Genomic DNA, 16,505 nt, shown 5'->3' on the forward strand with positions numbered 1-16,505 from the left:
GTCCGTCCGTCTTGAAGAGGTTAATGACGATGACACCCCATGGATCCGTCGGCGCGGTTCTCGAGCGGACCGATTCGGCGCCAGAAAGCATCCTGGACGAGTTCCAGCTGGATGTGCAGGTGACGGTGGAGGCGGCGGCCGGTTACACGATCCGGGCGTGCGACACCAGTGACACCTGTGGTTCTACCTGCGGGTCGGCCTGCATCAGCAGCTGACCAGGCGAGGACTACGGCGTCGGCCCGCCGGTTGCCCGTGCGCGGCGGGCCGGCGCCGCGGTGTTCAACGGAGGTGTGATGATCGACGCGGATGTGCGGCTGTATCGCCATGCTGGTGGAGCGATGCTGCGTGCGGCGGTCCTTCCGCTGTCCCAGCAGTTGGATGATTGGCCGACGTTGTCCGACCCGGACTCGTGCCGGTCGTGGCTGCGCACCATGTGGGTCCTGCCCGGGTTCGCCGACGCGATCCGCCATGCGAGCGGTTCGTTCGCCGCCCGGGTCGAGGCCGTACTCGACGGCGAGAATGCGGGCAGCAAGCAGGTCCGGCGGGTGACGTCGGCGGTCGTCCGCTACCTGTTGCGTTCGATGGGGCGTCCCACCCCGTTCGGCCTGTTCGCCGGTGTCGCCGGGGCCCGTGTCGGCGAGGACGTGCGGGTGCATTGGGGTGCCGATCACCGACTGGCTCTGCGCGCCGACACCCTTTGGTTGGACGACGTCGTCGGCCGGTTGGAGGCGCTGCCCGACCTGCTCGCGCACCTGGATGTCGTGGTCTGTGACCTGCTGGTCGAACGCGGTGACCGGATCGAGATGCCCCGCGGCCCAGGACGGGTGACGGTACGCAACACCTCGGTTATGCGGCTCGTCCGGGGCCTGGCGGCCAAGCCACTACCGTTTCACGCTCTGCTTGACCAGGTCGCTATGGAATTCCCGACGGCCCCGGCCGTGGCTGTCCGCCAAGCGCTCGGTGAACTCGTCGCTCAGGGCGTTCTGATCACGAATCTTCGTGCGCCCATGACGACGGCCGACCCACTGACGCATGTGGTCACGATCGTCGAGCGCGCCGTCGCCGGCGGCGTCGAGGCAGCGGGCACCATGCTGAGCGAGCTCCATGCCGCCCACCGCGTGATCCTCAGGCACAACGCCGACGACGCCGAGCCGGAGGCGCGGGTACGGCTGCGGGATGAGGCAGTGGAACGCATGCGTCGCCTGTCGCCTGCCGGTCGGACCCCGCTGGCCGGTGATCTCCATCTCGACTGCGACATCGACGTCTCCGTCGGCCTCGCTGATGAGATGGCCCGCGCGGTCGGTGCCTTACTGCGACTCACCCGCCAGCCACGTCCGGACCAGGGGTGGAACGACTGGTGTCGCGAGTTCTGGGACCGCTACGGCACCGGAGCCCTGGTCCCCGTTCTGGATGCGGTGCATCCCGACACGGGTATCGGCTGGCCGGCTGGTTTCCCGGGCAGCGTGCTGGCCGAGCCCGAGGACACGGTAAGCCGCCGCGACGAGGAACTGCTGCGCCTGGCCTGGGAGGCGGCCATCGCCGGACAGCGCGAACTCGTGCTCACCGACGAACTCATCGCCGCGATCACAGCGGACCGGCCGGTGGACCCACGCTGGATTCCGCCACACGTCGAGCTGGGCGCCCAGGTGCACACCACGAGCATCCCGGCGCTGGAGGCGGGGGACTACACGTTCAGCGTCCACCCCGCGTGGGCGTTCGGCACGCTGACCTGCCGGTTCGGCGCGGCCGTCAGCCGCGCGGGCCTGGACACGGTTTTCGCCGCCGCTCCCCCGGCCGTCGACGGTGCGCTGCCGGTCCAGTTGTCGTTCCCGCCCCTGTTCCCGCATTCGGAGAACGTCGCGCGGGTTCCCCGCTGGCTGCCGCAGGTATTGCCGGTCGGTGAGCACCGGGCCGACGACGCGACCGTGATCCGCATTGATGATCTCGGTATTGTCGCGGTGGCTGATGGGCTGCACCTGGTCAGCATGTCGCGACGCCAGCTCGTCGAACCGCAGGTATTCCACGCGCTCGCCCTGCGCAAGCAGGCACCGCCGCTGGCCCGGTTCCTCGCGACGCTGACCCGTGGTTTCCTCGCCCGCTTCACCGAGTTCGACTGGGGACCGGCCGCCGCCCGACTGCCGTACACGCCCAGGGTGCGCTACCGGCGCGCGATCCTCGCACCCGCGACGTGGCGGATCAGCGCCGCCGACCACACCGCCCTACACGCCAACGCCCACTATTGGGAGCAGGCCTTCGCCCAGTGGCGGCAGCGGTGGGGCTGCCCAGACGCGGTGGAGCTTCATGACGACCACCGGTCGCTGCGCCTGGATCTCACCGTGGACGCGCATCTGGCGATCCTGCGCGAGCACCTGGACAAACACGGCCACGCGACGCTGACCGAGACCGACGCCGCCGAGAACCTGCGATGGATCGGCGGCCACGTCCACGAGATCGTCATGCCGTTCGCCCGCGCGGTACCGGCAGCGCCGAACCTCGTCACCGGCGCCCTGCCACTCGTGACCAACACGAACACCGCGCACCGCCCGGCATCACCGCAAGGCTCCTGGCTCTACGCGCAGATCTTCACCCATCCCGAACGCCTCGACGACATCATCCGCACGCACCTGCCCCGGCTGCTCGCCCTGTTCGACGGCGACCGGCCGTACTGGTTCGCCCGTTACCGCAGCGTCCGCGAGACCGACCACCTACGGCTGCGAATTCGCGCCGTCGGTACCGAGGAGTACGCCGCGGTGACATCCGCGGTTGGTCTGTGGGGGCAGCAGCTCTGCGACGCGGGCGCGGCGTCCCGGCTGACTCTGGCGACCTACTATCCCGAGGTCGGCCGCTACAGCAACGGTGCCGCGATGGACGCGGCCGAAGCCGTGTTCGCGGCCGACTCGCACGCGGTGGCACTCGCACTCCAAGCCCCGACGCCGCTCGCTGTCCATCCGATGGCGCTCGCCGCCATCGGCATGGTGGCCATCGCCGACGGATTCCACCCCGAGCCCATGCGCGCGAACGACTGGCTACTGGAACGCCTCGCTACCGGGACCGCGCCGTCCGCGGACCGGACGATCCTCGAGCAGGTCACCCACTGGGCAGCCCGAGGGACCGTGCCAGGCGACGCCTTATTGCCCGCCGCCGTCATCCAGGCGTGGCAGGCCCGTCAGGAAGCGCTGACGCGCTATCGACTCGCCCTGCCGCACGAGGCCGACACCGACCAGATCCTTTCCGCGCTCCTGCACATGCACCACAACCGCGCCAGGCCCGTCGACCGCACCGACGAAACCGCCTGCCGACGCCTGGCACGCCAGATTGCGCTCACCCGACGCGCGCACGCTACGGCGGCAAGCAGATGACCATGACGCCTCCCGCCATCCCGGCCCTCCCGATTCCTGCCGACGCCAAGTTGGCATGGTGGGCGCAGTCGCTCGGCGACGGAGCACCAGGCATCGCGTTGAAGCACATCGCGCGAGCCCGTGCCGGCGACGCCGGGTGGAAACCCGTCCATCACCTCGCCTCGGCGATGACCCACGCGCCGGTGAACGCCCACCCCGACACGGCCAGCCTGTTCCAGGGCGCGCCGGCCGTCGCCTACGCGCTGCACACCGCCGACCACCCCGCCTACCGCGCGGCGCTGACCACCCTCGACAAGGCCATCGCGACCATGATCCGACACCGACTGGACGCCGCCCACCAGCGCATCGACGACGGACAGCGGCCACAGGCCCGCGAGTACGACCTGATCAGCGGTCTTACCGGCCTCGGTGCCTACCTCCTGCACCGCGGCCGCGACGGCGACCTTCTCCGCGACGTGCTCGCCTATCTGGTGCGACTGACCAGTCCCGTCCCTGTGGATGGCCGTGGCCTGCCTGGGTGGTGGGCTACTGGCAGCCCCGACCGACGCGTTTCCTCCCGTTGGAACGCCGGCCATGCCGGTTTCGGCATGGCCCACGGCATCGCCGGACCGCTGGCGCTCCTGGCCATCACGATGCGGCAAGGCATCGTCGTGGCCAGACAGGCCGACGCGCTCCACACCGTCGTCGCGTGGCTCGACCAGTGGCGGACGAGTCAGGGGAAGACCGCCTGGTGGCCCGAGGTGATCGACCACGACGAGGCACGCGCCGGCAGCGTCACCCACCCAGGGCCGCATCGACCTTCCTGGTGCTCCGGCACTCCCGGAATCGCGCGAGCCCAGCACCTCGCCGCACTCGCCGTAGGCGACCAGCAACGAGCGCGCGGCGCGGCGAGGGCCCTCGCCGGATGCCTCACCGACGAACGTCAACTCGCGCACCTCACCGACGCGGGACTCTGCCACGGCTGGGCCGGCCTGCTCCTGACCGCTCGCCGGACCGCGGCCGACACCGACACCGACGAACTCGCCGCCGCCGTCAGCGCAGCCGAAACCCGCATGCACAGCCATCTTCACGACCAGGGTCAACCTGCCGGAGAAGGACTCCTGGACGGCGCCGCCGGCATTGCGCTCGCCAACGCGGCCATGGACGCCACGGCCGTCCCGGCACTGCCAGGCTGGGAACGCTGCTTACTGATCGGCTAACAGCCATGACCGGCCGGCGCCAGCGCCACCGCGACCGCGCGTCCCGACACCGCCAAGGAGAACGATGGACACCACCACCGCGTCACCGCAGGCCCTGCGCGACCGGATGGTCGATCGCGTCCTCTCCAGCCAACAGCTGCCCCCACAGGTCGAAACAGCGCTGCGACGCGTCGAACGCCACCGCTACGTTCCCGACGCGCCGCTGACCGACGCCTACGACGAGAAGGCGGTCATCACCCACACCTTCGCCGACGGCACCCATCTCAGCTGCGCCTCCGGTCCGACCATCGTGGCCGCCATGCTCACCGCCCTCGACGTCCGGCCCGGCCAGCGCGTCCTGGAGATCGGCGCCGGCACGGGCTACAACGCCGCCCTTCTCGCCACCCTCACCGGAGCCGACGGCCAGGTCACCACCATCGACATCAACGCCGACGTCACCGCAGCCGCGCGGCGCAACCTCGACGACACCGGATTTCCCCACGTCCGGGTTCTCACCCGAGACGGCGCGGACGGTGCCCCCGAGCACGGCCCGTTCGACCGGATCATCGTCACCGTCGGCGCCTGGGACATCCCACAAAACTGGTGGGACCAGCTCGTCCCCGACGGCCGCCTAGTCCTCCCGCTGCGCTGGCGCGGCACCACCCGGGCCGTCGCACTGGCCAAACACGATGACCACTGGAAGTCGGACTGGGTCTTCCTCTGTGGCTTCGTCCCCATGCTCGGCCAGCCCGGCGAACAGAAGACCCTCATCCACCCCGACGGCCTCGCCGCCCTGCACCACGATCTGGACCAGTCCATCGACGCGGACGCCCTGCATGACGTCCTCGACCAGGAGAAGTCCACCGTCTGGTCCGACGTGACCGTGCACGGCCAGGAACCGTTCGACCGCGTCTGGCTGCACCTCAGCGCCGTGGACGACGGCACCGTCCGCATCGAGGCCGACCAACAGGCCGTCACCGCCGGGCTGTGCACACCCGCCATCGCCTCCCGCAGCCCAGCCGTGACCAAGAACGGATCACTGGCCTACTTCGCCGTCCAGCGCGCCTCCGCCCCAGGACGCTGGCAGCTCGGCGCCATCGGCCACGGACCCCTCGGCCACCACCTCGCCACCCGCATCGTCGACCAGATCGACGCCTGGGACCAGGACCGCACCGCCGACCCCGAAATCCTCGCCTTCCCGACCGGCGCGCCAATCCCCAGTCAGACGCGAGGAAAGGTCATTACCAAGCCCGAGATTCGGCTGGTACTGCGCTACTAATAGTAAGGGCCCCGTTCGGAACCGTTCTCTATCCTGCTCCGTGCGCGGACGCGATGTCGTGGATACGCCTGGCGAGTTCTACGTCGTGCAGGGCGACATAGCCGCCGATGTCGCTGGAGCTGATCGACACGTGCACGGTCTTATATCCGAGAGTCGCATCAGAATGGTGACCGAACTCGTTCTGTATGGCGGCTATGTGCACGATGAAGGCCGCCCCCTGGACATGCGCGACCGAGTACAGCCGTTCGATACGCCGCCCGTCAGTCGTCCATCCCTCCAGGGCCTTGAGGTGCTCTTCGATCTGGTCCCGTGACAGTGCCTCAGCCATGACGTCTCCCAGTCTTCTCAGTAGTGACGGGCGCGAGCGCCTCCGCCAGATCCTGGCCGACGGGGTGAGCGTGCCAGGGGGCCATCGCCGCCGCGACCGCGGCCAGTTCTCGCCGGGCCCGCGCGGAGCCGGTCTCCACCGCGAGCGCGGTTGCCCGGCGCGCGAGTTCGACCGCCTGTTCCGGCTCTCCTTGTTGTGCGGCGGCGAGCGCGTGACGCGCCGACCAGACCCCGATATCCCGGCGGGCCGAGGTGGGTGCGGCGGGGATGATCTGCCGCCAGAGACGATCCGCATCGTCGGCCAGGCCAAGCCGTCCGTAGCAGGTGGCGCGCTGTACCTCGACGTAGCCATCCGTGCGGCGGCAGGCCGTGCCCCATTCCTCGATGTCGACCTGGTCCACGAGCCGGCCGGCCTGATCGAGCAGGAGATCAACCTGGTCACGGTCGCCGCGCAGCGATGCGCCATGCGCCTGCTGCTGTAGAGCGAACACCTGAACCTCAGGCGAGAGGCGTCGGGCGTCGACCAGCGCGGCCTGGCACAGGTCGACCACAGCCGCCGCGTTTCCCAGATCGGTGAAGGCCATGGCCCGGTCGACCAGCGCGCAGGCGACAGCGTCGCGCTCGCCGCAGCGGTGCGCCAGCTCCAGCGCCGCGCCGTGACAACGCATCGCCGCCACCGGGTCGCCGGCATCCAGCCACAGCCAGGCCGCGAACGCGGCGAACGACGAACCGACCTTCGTCATGCGCTGGCGGGTCGACCCGTCCGCCTCGTCCACCAGCTGCGCGATGACGTCGTACTGCGACGTAACCGTCCCGATCAACGCACCGGAGCCGAGCAGCATGTCCGCGAGGTAGTGGCCCTTCAGCTGACTGTCGAAATAGGAGACGAGTTCCGGGGCGACATGGCGCCCGCGACCAGCGCCCAGGACGCCCGCCACGACCGCCGATCCGGCGAGGAGGGTGAATCCGCGACGGCCGAGAGCGCCCACCTCCTCGATGCTCCCAGCAGGCTCGTCGGGGCGCAGCCTTCCGGCCGCACCGCGGCCATATCCGCTGTTGGAGGCCGCGCCAACCTGCCAGGAAGGCAGCGTGGTCGGCAGTGGCGCCAGCGATGGCGGTCCAGCCTGCGGCGTCGCCGGAACATCCCGTCGGGTGGTGGCGAGGAGGAGCAGGTCGGCTTGAGGCATTTGCTCCCGGTCATCAAGGTCGAGCAGATTGTGAATACTGGTGCCGTAGACCTCGGCGAGCAGGGCGAGAATCTGGGGAGTGGGCCGGCGGCGATCGGGGACGGGCCAGTTCTCCAGCTCGCACAGCCGCGGGCCGGTCATGGAAGCGACGCCGTTCGGGTCGAGGCCGGTGCGGGCGGCGTGGGCGTTGATACGGTCCGCCGCTTGGGGCTGGGTCCAGCCGTGCGCGACACGGTGGGCGGCCCGGGGGCGCAGCTTGTAACGGCAGCCGAACTCTACGGCGATGTCATCATCGGACATGCCGAGCGCACGCATCCGCGCCCGTAGCTCCTCCTGCTCCACCCGCCGACTCGGCTTAGCCACGCTGGATTCCCTCCAGATCCGCCTGCGGCCTGACGCTGGTCCGTCGTCTCAGCCGCGGCTCGATCATCGCCGCAGTGACGGGTCCGCCGCTATCGAGCCACAGCCGACGGATGAGCCCACGCCGCGTCAACTGCCTGTTGCTCGGCGAGCTCGGTAGGAGAATCAGGACGCCCGTTCTGGGGATGGTGGCCGGCTGAGGTCGTCGATGACAGCGACGGCCCGATGATCGCGATCCGGGTGTGTCCAATGATCACTCCTGTCATAGGCGGTGCTGCCGCCTCGCCGGCCGACAAGCCAACCATGATGGTCACGGGGCATGGCGTGTGTCATTCCCTGTCACGCGAATGATTTCTTCGTGGCCTCATCAGCTCGCTGAGCTGCGGAAATACCCTGCGGCGGTGCGAACTGTTCGGCAAAGAATGGTCCACCCCTTCGCACCCGGTCGAGGCGGCGGCACGCGTTCGCCGCCAGCACCAGCCGGGCGCCCAGCGCGCGTGCCAGCCGGGACCGCGATCCTCGCGCCTGCGTCGTCATCCCACGGCTCATCGCCGCACCCACCGCCGGGGACATCGTCGCTGTTTACGTCCTCACGACGAACATCGCCGCCGTCACCCAACCACCCAGTCCAGCGAGCAGGCAGGTCGTCCTGCGATTCGGCCACGAAGCAACTCTCGGCACAGGCGGCGGAGACCGGACTCCCGCCGAGACCTCCAGCACGCGCCGGCGGTGTCCTTCGCGGTGACTGTCACGGTGACCGGCCGGCGGACCGTCAAGCCATGTCAGAGCACCCAGCAACATCAAACCTGCGCACAGGGGAGACGGTCTGGACCGGCCGGGGCCCGCGGATACCCATCAGCTGGCTGGCGGCGGCCGGCCGCGCCAATCCGGAGGTACGCGTCCAGGTCCCCGCCGGCTGGTGGCGGCTAACCCCCGCATCCACACTTCACGACCCCAACCCGGGCTACATCGCCGAGTTGGCCGTGCCCGTCGTCGGTCACGACGCCCCGCAGGTCATCTACTCGACCCGCACAACCACCCTGAGCCAGTTGGAGGCGGCCCTCGGCTGGCCGATCCCGCTGCCCATCCGCCTGCTTCTGACCCTGGCATCGCTGTCCACCCGATCAGCGGCCACCGGGCCTCGGACGTCACCCGGCGCGGACCGGCCCGCACTGACGGCCGACCCGGCCGACCCGGCAGAGTCAGCGATCTACCGGCCCTCCCGCTCGAACACCGTCCAGGCCGGCGACCTCTTGACCACCTACGGCCGGCTACTCGCCGCCGAGACCGTCATCGCCACCTGGAGCTACGGCACCGCCCGCGTCGATCTGCTCTCCGACCCACCACCCAATGGCGTGGACGACGACCTGGCCTACTGGCGTATCTACGACGGCGAACGGATCCTCTTCGCCGGCGCCCACGTGCCCGGCCTGCTCGACCTCACCGCCGACCCCTCCGAAGCACTACGGAGTCTGCTCGGCCTGCCCGCGGGCCTGCGCCGCGCGTCCATCCGTCTGGCCGCGGGCCAGGCCTGGTTCGTCGACCGCTACGCGGACCTGTTCGACCAGTTCGCTGCCATCCCCGGCCAGATCTATCCGCCCGGCACCCACGTTCGGGTCACCCTGCCCGACGGACAGGACGCCGACGGCGCCCTCTACGCGTCCGCCCCACGCGACGGCGGCGGCACGACCTACCGGTGGCGCCCCGACGCCGCCAACCAGCCAGGCCACCCCTGGCAACGCCACCCCACCTGGACCCTGGAAACCACTGAGCTCCACCTGACCGACATCCTCGGCACCCACATCTCGACCGACGACCAGCCCGACGTACCGCTCGCCACCGGTGCGGTCGTCCGGACCGTCGACGACCCCCGGTTCACCGTCGGCACCGTGCTGCGCGCCCTGCACTACCGCACTGGCTCGCCGACGTATGAGGTCCAACCCCACGACACCCCGACGCGCCCGCTCCTCCTACCCGCCGACGCGGTCCTCCCGCTCCGACCCAGCGCATGGCCTTCCCTCGACAGGCTGCTGACCGCCCGCGCCGATGCGGGCCTGGACCTGCTCTCGGGCGAGGTCCTCGCCACCACGACTGAGACCGCGCGCGTCTTCGACGGCCCTCACGGACCCCGGCTCTACGACGTCCGCCCGACCCCGCCCGGCCCGGTCGACCCAACGCGCGCCGCCGAACCAGCCACCGTCTCCGACGAGGTTCCGGCCCTGCTCACCCTGCTCTCCGGGCCGACACCCACCGCGACCGCCCAACTCATCGGAACGACCCGTCTCGTCCGCGACCCGGTCCACGGCCACCTCGCCGTCCACGAAATCGAATACCAGCAGGCACTCGCGCTCGGCCCCGACCGCCTCGGCGCCCTCCTCGCCCGCCGCCCCTGGCTGTCGCCCGGCAACCCGCCCCTGGAAACCGCCGCAGCCCTCGCCGCGATCCATGCCCCGCTCGACGTCCTGACCACGTTCGTCCGCCTCAGCCAGCCGCCACCGACCTCAGCCCCGGGCAGCCCCGGCATGGAGGACGTCTCCCGGCCGGCCGCGCCTTCACCCGACAGCCCGTCACCAGCAACGAGCCTCAGCGACCCGGCAGCTCCCGCCTGGGACGGCCCCTGAACACGAACACCGCCGGAACCAGCGACTCACCCATATGCCACCGTCGCCGGGCCGGATGCTCATGCATCTACAGACCACCGGCCCTCGACGGCCACTTTGCGAGATATCCCCGTCCAACGGTCACAACCGCACCTACCCATTGCATCGCCGAAAGACCAAGCGCGACGCTTTATTGACGAGAAAGCACCGCTTCAGCGTCATCATCGACCGATCACTGACAAATCTGGCAACAGTGAATAAAATCGAGAAAGGCGATCCGCAGAGCCCTTCCCGGGATGCGGCGATGCGGGACACGCCGTGGCGCGCACAGCTGCCGAGCGTGGGGTTTGGGGCGTATCGTCCCAGTTGGCGAGGCATGCCAGGCATGCCAGACACGCGGCAGGCGGGCCACTCCCAGCGTGCTTTCCATTCTTCGGCGACCATCGCCATTTTTCTTGGCTGTCAGCCTTCAGACGCCGACTCAGGAAGTCGACAGACTTCCGCCCCTCTCCTGTTGCCGACAAGACCGTCCCCTGACCGAGATGGCGGGAGTTTCTCACATGCAGATCAAGACTGAAAAGCGGTGCGGCTGCCGCGACCCCGAGACCGGGAAGCAGCTCGGTAGGCGCTGCCCGAGACTGAAGGGCAAGAAGCCGCACGGGATGTGGTCGTGGCGCATAGATGTGCCCGACGAGCTGGTACCGCTGGTCGGCAGGACCGGACTGCGCGGCTCTGGCTTCGCGACCAAGGAGGCGGCCGAGAAAGACGCCGAGGAACAGCTGTCGAACGTGCGGGCTGGGCAGCGGCATGCCGGGACGCTCACCGTAGGCCAGTACTTGGACGAGTGGCTGGAGTCGAAGCGGCGGCTGCGCCCGAGCGCGCGCCGGGCGTACGAGGTGCACATCCGCGTGCATCTCAAGCCCTGGCTCGGCAAGGTGCCGTTGGCGGGGCTGCGGGCCGACCACATCGACCGGGCCTTCCGGCAGCTCGAAGCGGCCGGAGCCGTGAAGGCGCGGCCGACCGGCCCGGCGACCGTCGAGCGCATCCGGGACACGCTGCGCAACGCGCTGAACGACGCCGTGGACCGACGGATGATCCAGTTCAACCCGGTGCGCGGTGTCGAGCTGCCCGAGTACAGCCGGCCCGAGGTCGAACCGTGGGAGGCGCACGAGGTGGGCGCGTTCCTCGACGAGGCGGCCACCGATCGGCTCGCGGCCATGTGGGAGCTGATCGCGCTGCATGGGGTCCGCCGGGGTGAGGCGTGCGGCGCGACGTGGCCGGGCCTGGACGCCGACACATCAGTGCTGACCATCAGCCAACAGATCACGCAGAACGGTGGCAAATGCGGCGTGTGGGCGCCCAAGACGCGCTCCGGGAAGCGCAAGGTGGACCTGGATCCGATCACGCTGGGATCCCTCTTGGCCCACCGGCTGGCTCAGGACACCGAGCGCAAGGCGACCGGCCCCGAATGGGACAACGGCACGCTGCCAGACCAGCACGGCAAACCGGTGCACCTGTCGGGTCTGATGTTCACCCGCCCAGACGGCCGGCACCTGGCGCCCGGATACGTGTCGCAGCGCATGCAGACGATCGCGAAGCGGGCAGGACTACTCGCCACGGTTCGGCTGGCGGCGCCCGTCGAATCCCTGGCCATCGTCGTCGGCGCGCTCCCACACGATCGCGACCCGATCGGCGAATGGACCCTGTACGTCGACCGGGCGCCAGTCGGCACCGTCCGGGTGACCGCGGCGACCCGCCTGTTCGGCAACCGCCACCGGTTCGATCTCGCCGAGCCGCTGGCGGCCGACGTTACGCCCGGTACCGAGCTGGGCCGAGGGCTGCTCTCCCGGCGCAGGCTTCACGACCTACGGCACGCGAGCGCGTCGATCCAGCTCGCCGAGGGCATCGACCTGGCGCTCGTCTCCAAGAGGCTCGGTCACTCTTCGCCAGCGATCACCGGGGCGCTGTACGCCCACCTGCTGCGCCCGGCCGGCCAGCGAGCCGCGGCGGCAGTGGCAGCCGCCGTGCCCCGCGCGGTTCGTCCACCGACCACATACCGACCACAATGATCTTCAAGGCCCTGAACGGATCTTCAGTCAACGCAAAAGCGCTGGTAGAGAGCGGAGGGCGTGGGATTCGAACCCACGATGAGGTTGCCCCCATAGCGGTTTTCAAGACCGCCGCCATCGGCCACTAGGCGAGCCCTCCCGACCAGCGGTCCCGCGTGGCCGGACGTCGAGCATGCTCGGGTGCCGGTCGCTGTCCCGCGAACCGTCGCCGCGTTGGCGACGGTTGGTCGGCACCCAGTATCCCAGCCACCACTCCGGTCCGTCCCAGGCCCCGTCCGATCACGCGCCGGAAGCCGGCGGCGGCTCGTCGGGCCGCCGCCGGCGCACTACACCCAGAAGCCGCGGGCGCGCCTCAGGGAGCTGGACAGGTGGCGCCGGCCCAGCCCATGACGGTGCAGAAGGTCTGTCGGCTGACCTTCCAGTGGCCATCGACGAGCACGGCGGTGCCGGATTGCACGCCGAAGTCGAGACCACCCTGGTAGGTGATGTGGAAGCGAAGCCACGCATTCCGCGGGTCGGTGAAGACGATGTCGCTCGTGGTCACCGCGGCGGTAGCCGTCGCCTCGGGGAAGTTCTGCATCGCCTGCGCGAGGGTGTCAGCCAACGCCGGGCCGTCCTGCACCGCGGCAAGGCTGTGCGCCGGGTCCTGACCGCCGGTGAACGCCTGCGCATACGCCTGCTGAATGGCGCGCTGGGCCGCGGCAGGATTCTGCGGCTGGTGTCCCGCCTTGGGCGGGCAGACGGCACCCGCCCAGCCCATCACGGTGCAGAATGTTTCCCGGCTGACCTTCCACTGGCGGTTGACAACCACGGCGGTGCCGTCCTGCTCGCCGAAGTCGGCACCCCCCTGGTAGGTGATGTGGAAACGCAGTTTCGCGTTGAGCAGGCCCTTGAAGGTGATGCCGCTGACAGCGACCTGCGCCGTGTGGGTGGCCTCGGGGAAGTTCTGCATCGCCTGCGCGAGGGTGCCGGCCAACGCCGGGCCGTCCTCCACCGCGGCAAGGCTGTGCGCCGGGTCCTGACCGCCGGTGAACGCCTGTGCATAGGCGGCCTTGATTGCGGTCTCAGCCCGCGCCAGGGGCGGCTGGAATCCGTCCCCGGCCAGCGCCCCCTGCGCCGGAATCAGGGCCGTCGCGCCGGCGACCAGAAGCGTCAGCCCGGTCAGGCGCCTTCTCCAGCGGGTCCGGGTGGCGCGGCCGTCGGTCGGGTGCTGCCCTGGCCGGTCGGACATCGTCATTGCGTCCTCCTCCGCGGCACGATTGCCGCACCCGTATCAACGCGCCCTCGGTCGGGGAACATTGATACGAGACGGGAGGAATCTCCTGAACGCGAGCCGCCGCCAGCGCCGCCTCGGCCTTGACGGCGGCGGCATCGCGATAGGCGCTGCCTACGCCGTCACCGTCGCCGCCGGCTCGGCCTCCGTCGACGGGACGTTGACGATCTGGGAGAAAGCGGCCTCGGGGCGCAGGTCGTCGAGGGAAAGCTGGTGGGCCGGCGGGACGGACAGGACCACCCGGGAGGTGACCGTCAGGTCGGGGGCGACGTGGAGCAGCTCGCCGGAAGCCATCAGACGCCAGGACGGGTCCTCATCCATCCGCTCGCTTTCCACCGCGACCGCCGGCCGCTCGGCGAGGTCGAACGACCGGGCCCTGATCTCGCTGAAGGGGCTCGCGTGGTCGAGGTGGCGGTGGTGGCGGCCGCCCGGCTCACGGCTCAGCGCGTAGAGCCGGTTCGTGTCCGGGTAACGCAACGCCCACAGCTCGTCCGCCGTGGCCATCACCATGTTGATCGAGTAGAGCGGCAGGTTGGCGGCGATCCACCGGGCGGCCGCCACGATGCCCGATCCGACGTCGCCGCCCAGGGCCGCGATCTCCCGGTTGATCAGCGCGAAGTAGCGCTCCGAGTCTGTGTCGCCCTGGACCAGGGCGCGGTCATCGCCGAGATGGGCGTCCAGGCGGTCCAGGCCCTCGATCACCCCGTTGTGGGCGAACACCCGGTTCTCGTGCTGGAAAGGGTGCGTGTTCGCCAGGTTGGCGCGTCCCGTCGAGGCATGCCGCACATGGGCGACGAAAGTCGACGAGACGAGCGTTCGCGGCTGATGGGCGAAGTCGGCGCCGGCGCGCACAGTGATCGGTTGTTTGATGACGCGAGGCGTGCCGTCCGGCGCGAACGTCGCGATGCCCGCGCCGTCAGGGGACCGGGCAGTCCGCGCCCGCTCGCTGTCTGGCGCATCGAGCAACCAGAACGTAGCCTCGACCGGCTGCGCTCCACTGGTCAGCGCAAACATGTGGCACATCTCGCCTCCACCGACCGTTATCACCACCCATGGCCTTCCGGCCGCCCACCGCCGCCCGCCCCGCGCGGCGCCCACGTCTGGAGGGCCGCCGCTCCCACCAGCATGCGGCCTCCGATAGCTCGGGCGCCTGGCAGTCGGTGTGCCCAGACCTGTCTGGCGTCATCCGTTTTGTTACCGGGACCACTTGGCCACCCTCCGCGGGGGATGGTCGTTTCGAGCCGAGGAGGCCGTCTGGCGGGAGCAGGAGCGGGTAGACAGCGCAGCGTGACCACAATGCGTGACCAACTGCATTCGCGCCGCTTTCGACGCGGGTTGGGGGACAGCGCCGATGCGTACTGCCGCGACCGCAACCACCGTCGTCGTCGGCGATGACGCCAGCGCGGAGGTGGGTCTGGACGTGGCCCGGTTCGGCACCCTGGGGCCGTTGGAGGTCGCAGCGGCCGACGGAACGTCCGTGTTCATCGGCCAGCGCAAGAAACGGCGACTGTTGTCCCTGCTCCTGTTGCACGCGGGCAGCTGGGTGAGCACCGAGCAGATCGGCGTGGCGCTCTGGGAGGACGACCCGCCGCGCTCAGCGCTCGGCAACATCAAGACATACGTCTCCGAGCTGCGTCATGCCCTGCCGCCGCTGCCACCGATGGCGAGCACGCCGCCGGGTCACGATCCGCCGACCGCGGGCCACAGACCCAGCCGCATAGCCAGCCGGGACGGCGAGTACGCCATCCGGCTGGCGCCCGGCGAGCTCGACGTCGACCTGTTCGACACCCGGGCCCGCGGCGGCGGCGAAGCCCTGGCCGACGAGCGGCCGGCCGAGGCGGTCCGGCTGCTCGAGCAGGCGTTGGAGCTCTGGCGTGGCCGGCCGTACGACGACCTGCCGGCCGACGTCGCCGTCGCCGAGACCACCCGGCTCGAGGAACTGCGCTGGAACATCTGCGAGAACCTCGTCGACGCTCGCCTGCGGCTCGGCCAGCACAGCCTGGTGCTGCCGGCGCTACGCGCGCTCACCATCGAGCACCCGACCAGGGAACGGCTGTGGGCTCAGCTTCTGATCGCGCTCGACCAGGACGGGCGGCGGGCGGAGGCGTTGCACGCCTACCAGGCGGTGTACCGAACGCTCACCGAGCGGCTTGGCATCGAGCCGGGCGAGGACCTGCGCGCCCTGCACCAGCGGATCCTGCGCGGCACCGGCGGGCAGGCCGCCACGGAGCTGGCCGGTCCGCGGTCGGCCCACACCGGCCTGCCACCGGCCAGGCGGCACCGCCGCGAGTCGCCACCGTGAGTAATGAACCGTGGCTGAACCGATCCTGGGAAGTACCTGTCTTGAGCCGCCGACGTGGCGATCTGGATGCGGAACTCACGAGTGATTCTGGAGGAAGGGCACAGGAAGGGCACGGCGAGCGCCGCCAATGCCCCGGGGCTGCCGGAGAGGCGAGGAACGAAACCCCTCGCCGATGTCGGGGCCAGGGCGCGGCGGACGCGGCGAGCACTGACGCTCACGCCGAGCCGGACCGTCGCCGCCAGTTCAGGTAACCGGCGTTCTGGCGAACGGCCCGGGCGAGCGCTCCTTCCAGGCCAAAGGGCAGAGGCCCACCGCTCCGGAGAACCGCCAGGCGGCTCACAAACATATCGGCCCAACACGGACCAATGTCGGGTCGCCCACCGCGGCCGTACCACCGGGCACGGCGGTGGGGGCGTGATCATTATCGGTGGCGGAGGAGGCGGCTGGTGACCGGCCCCGCCGAAGCGGTCGACGCCTGACACCACGGAACCTGCCACCAGCTGGCGGGGGGGGGCCCCGGGGGGGGGCCCCCCCCATATTTTGGCCGCGCGGAACACGCGCCCCCCAAACA

The 16,505-nt window shown here is 70.2% G+C and carries 11 protein-coding genes and 1 tRNA gene; 7 read left to right on the forward strand and 5 right to left on the reverse strand.

Going from position 1 to position 16,505, the window contains the following annotated elements; translation table 11 throughout:
- Positions 1-29: 29 nt before the first annotated feature.
- The 4 genes from QOZ89_RS29000 (at position 30) to fxlM (ending at position 5,816) form a co-directional block, all read left to right on the forward strand.
- Entirely contained in the window at positions 30-215 is a 186-nt protein-coding gene (locus QOZ89_RS29000) for an FxLD family lanthipeptide (RefSeq protein WP_116271820.1), read from the forward strand.
- Positions 216-293: 78 nt separating this feature from the next.
- Complete coding sequence (locus QOZ89_RS29005; RefSeq protein ID WP_071053605.1) at positions 294-3,359, forward strand: lantibiotic dehydratase; 3,066 nt, start codon at positions 294-296, stop codon at positions 3,357-3,359.
- Positions 3,360-3,361: 2 nt separating this feature from the next.
- Positions 3,362-4,558, forward strand: a complete 1,197-nt coding sequence (locus QOZ89_RS29010) for a lanthionine synthetase C family protein (RefSeq protein ID WP_071053604.1) — start codon at positions 3,362-3,364, stop codon at positions 4,556-4,558.
- Positions 4,559-4,622: 64 nt separating this feature from the next.
- Positions 4,623-5,816, forward strand: a complete 1,194-nt coding sequence (gene fxlM, locus QOZ89_RS29015; RefSeq protein WP_312626655.1) for a methyltransferase, FxLD system — start codon at positions 4,623-4,625, stop codon at positions 5,814-5,816.
- A 28-nt stretch (positions 5,817-5,844) separates the two neighbouring features.
- Here fxlM and QOZ89_RS29020 read toward each other — a convergent pair whose 3' ends face one another.
- Together QOZ89_RS29020 and QOZ89_RS29025 are read right to left on the reverse strand one after the other, a co-directional pair.
- A complete protein-coding gene (locus QOZ89_RS29020) occupies positions 5,845-6,144 on the reverse strand; it encodes a 4a-hydroxytetrahydrobiopterin dehydratase (protein WP_071053602.1) in 300 nt (99 codons plus the stop codon).
- Positions 6,137-7,645 (reverse strand): NsdA family TPR-like regulatory protein, encoded by a 1,509-nt coding sequence (locus tag QOZ89_RS29025; protein WP_491723677.1) that lies wholly within the window; start codon positions 7,643-7,645, stop codon positions 6,137-6,139. Before QOZ89_RS29025 ends, QOZ89_RS29020 begins: the two co-directional genes overlap by 8 nt.
- Positions 7,646-8,469: 824 nt before the next feature.
- On the opposite strand from QOZ89_RS29025, the gene QOZ89_RS29030 reads away from it, so the two are divergent.
- Together QOZ89_RS29030 and QOZ89_RS29035 are read left to right on the forward strand one after the other, a co-directional pair.
- Positions 8,470-10,311 carry a hypothetical protein gene (locus QOZ89_RS29030; protein WP_071053600.1) on the forward strand — a complete coding sequence of 614 codons (1,842 nt, stop codon included), beginning with the start codon at positions 8,470-8,472 and terminating at the stop codon, positions 10,309-10,311.
- Between the two features lie 539 nt (positions 10,312-10,850).
- Complete coding sequence (locus QOZ89_RS29035; RefSeq protein WP_071053599.1) at positions 10,851-12,359, forward strand: site-specific integrase; 1,509 nt, start codon at positions 10,851-10,853, stop codon at positions 12,357-12,359.
- Positions 12,360-12,411: 52 nt separating this feature from the next.
- Here QOZ89_RS29035 and QOZ89_RS29040 read toward each other — a convergent pair.
- From QOZ89_RS29040 to QOZ89_RS29050, 3 genes are all read right to left on the reverse strand, one after another.
- Positions 12,412-12,498, reverse strand: a tRNA-Ser gene (locus QOZ89_RS29040).
- A 213-nt stretch (positions 12,499-12,711) separates the two neighbouring features.
- Positions 12,712-13,596, reverse strand: coding sequence for an MTB12 C-terminal domain-containing protein (locus QOZ89_RS29045; RefSeq protein WP_071053598.1), 885 nt, complete (start codon positions 13,594-13,596; stop codon positions 12,712-12,714).
- Between the two features lie 150 nt (positions 13,597-13,746).
- On the reverse strand, positions 13,747-14,655 hold the full coding sequence (locus tag QOZ89_RS29050) for a class II glutamine amidotransferase (RefSeq protein WP_071053597.1): 909 nt from the start codon (positions 14,653-14,655) through the stop codon (positions 13,747-13,749).
- 328 nt (positions 14,656-14,983) lie between these two features.
- Between QOZ89_RS29050 and QOZ89_RS29055 the strand changes: the two genes are divergently transcribed.
- A complete protein-coding gene (locus QOZ89_RS29055) occupies positions 14,984-15,934 on the forward strand; it encodes an AfsR/SARP family transcriptional regulator (RefSeq protein ID WP_083419938.1) in 951 nt (316 codons plus the stop codon).
- Positions 15,935-16,505: the final 571 nt, after the last annotated feature.

The sequence above is a fragment of the Pseudofrankia coriaricola genome (assembly GCF_032027725.1).
Taxonomy (GTDB): Bacteria; Actinomycetota; Actinomycetes; order Frankiales; family Frankiaceae; genus Pseudofrankia.

Bases quoted from the DNA above. Each gene is read 5' to 3' on its own strand.
- fxlM (WP_312626655.1), top strand. From the start codon at position 4,623: ATGGACACCACCACCGCGTCACCGCAGGCCCTGCGCGACCGGATGGTC.
- QOZ89_RS29035 (WP_071053599.1), top strand. From the start codon at position 10,851: ATGCAGATCAAGACTGAAAAGCGGTGCGGCTGCCGCGACCCCGAGACC.
- QOZ89_RS29005 (WP_071053605.1), top strand. From the start codon at position 294: ATGATCGACGCGGATGTGCGGCTGTATCGCCATGCTGGTGGAGCGATG.
- QOZ89_RS29030 (WP_071053600.1), top strand. From the start codon at position 8,470: ATGTCAGAGCACCCAGCAACATCAAACCTGCGCACAGGGGAGACGGTC.
- QOZ89_RS29055 (WP_083419938.1), top strand. From the start codon at position 14,984: ATGCGTACTGCCGCGACCGCAACCACCGTCGTCGTCGGCGATGACGCC.
- QOZ89_RS29050 (WP_071053597.1), bottom strand. From the start codon at position 14,655: ATGTGCCACATGTTTGCGCTGACCAGTGGAGCGCAGCCGGTCGAGGCT.
- QOZ89_RS29010 (WP_071053604.1), top strand. From the start codon at position 3,362: ATGACGCCTCCCGCCATCCCGGCCCTCCCGATTCCTGCCGACGCCAAG.
- QOZ89_RS29025 (WP_491723677.1), bottom strand. From the start codon at position 7,645: ATGCGTGCGCTCGGCATGTCCGATGATGACATCGCCGTAGAGTTCGGC.
- QOZ89_RS29000 (WP_116271820.1), top strand. From the start codon at position 30: ATGACACCCCATGGATCCGTCGGCGCGGTTCTCGAGCGGACCGATTCG.
- QOZ89_RS29020 (WP_071053602.1), bottom strand. From the start codon at position 6,144: ATGGCTGAGGCACTGTCACGGGACCAGATCGAAGAGCACCTCAAGGCC.
- QOZ89_RS29045 (WP_071053598.1), bottom strand. From the start codon at position 13,596: ATGACGATGTCCGACCGGCCAGGGCAGCACCCGACCGACGGCCGCGCC.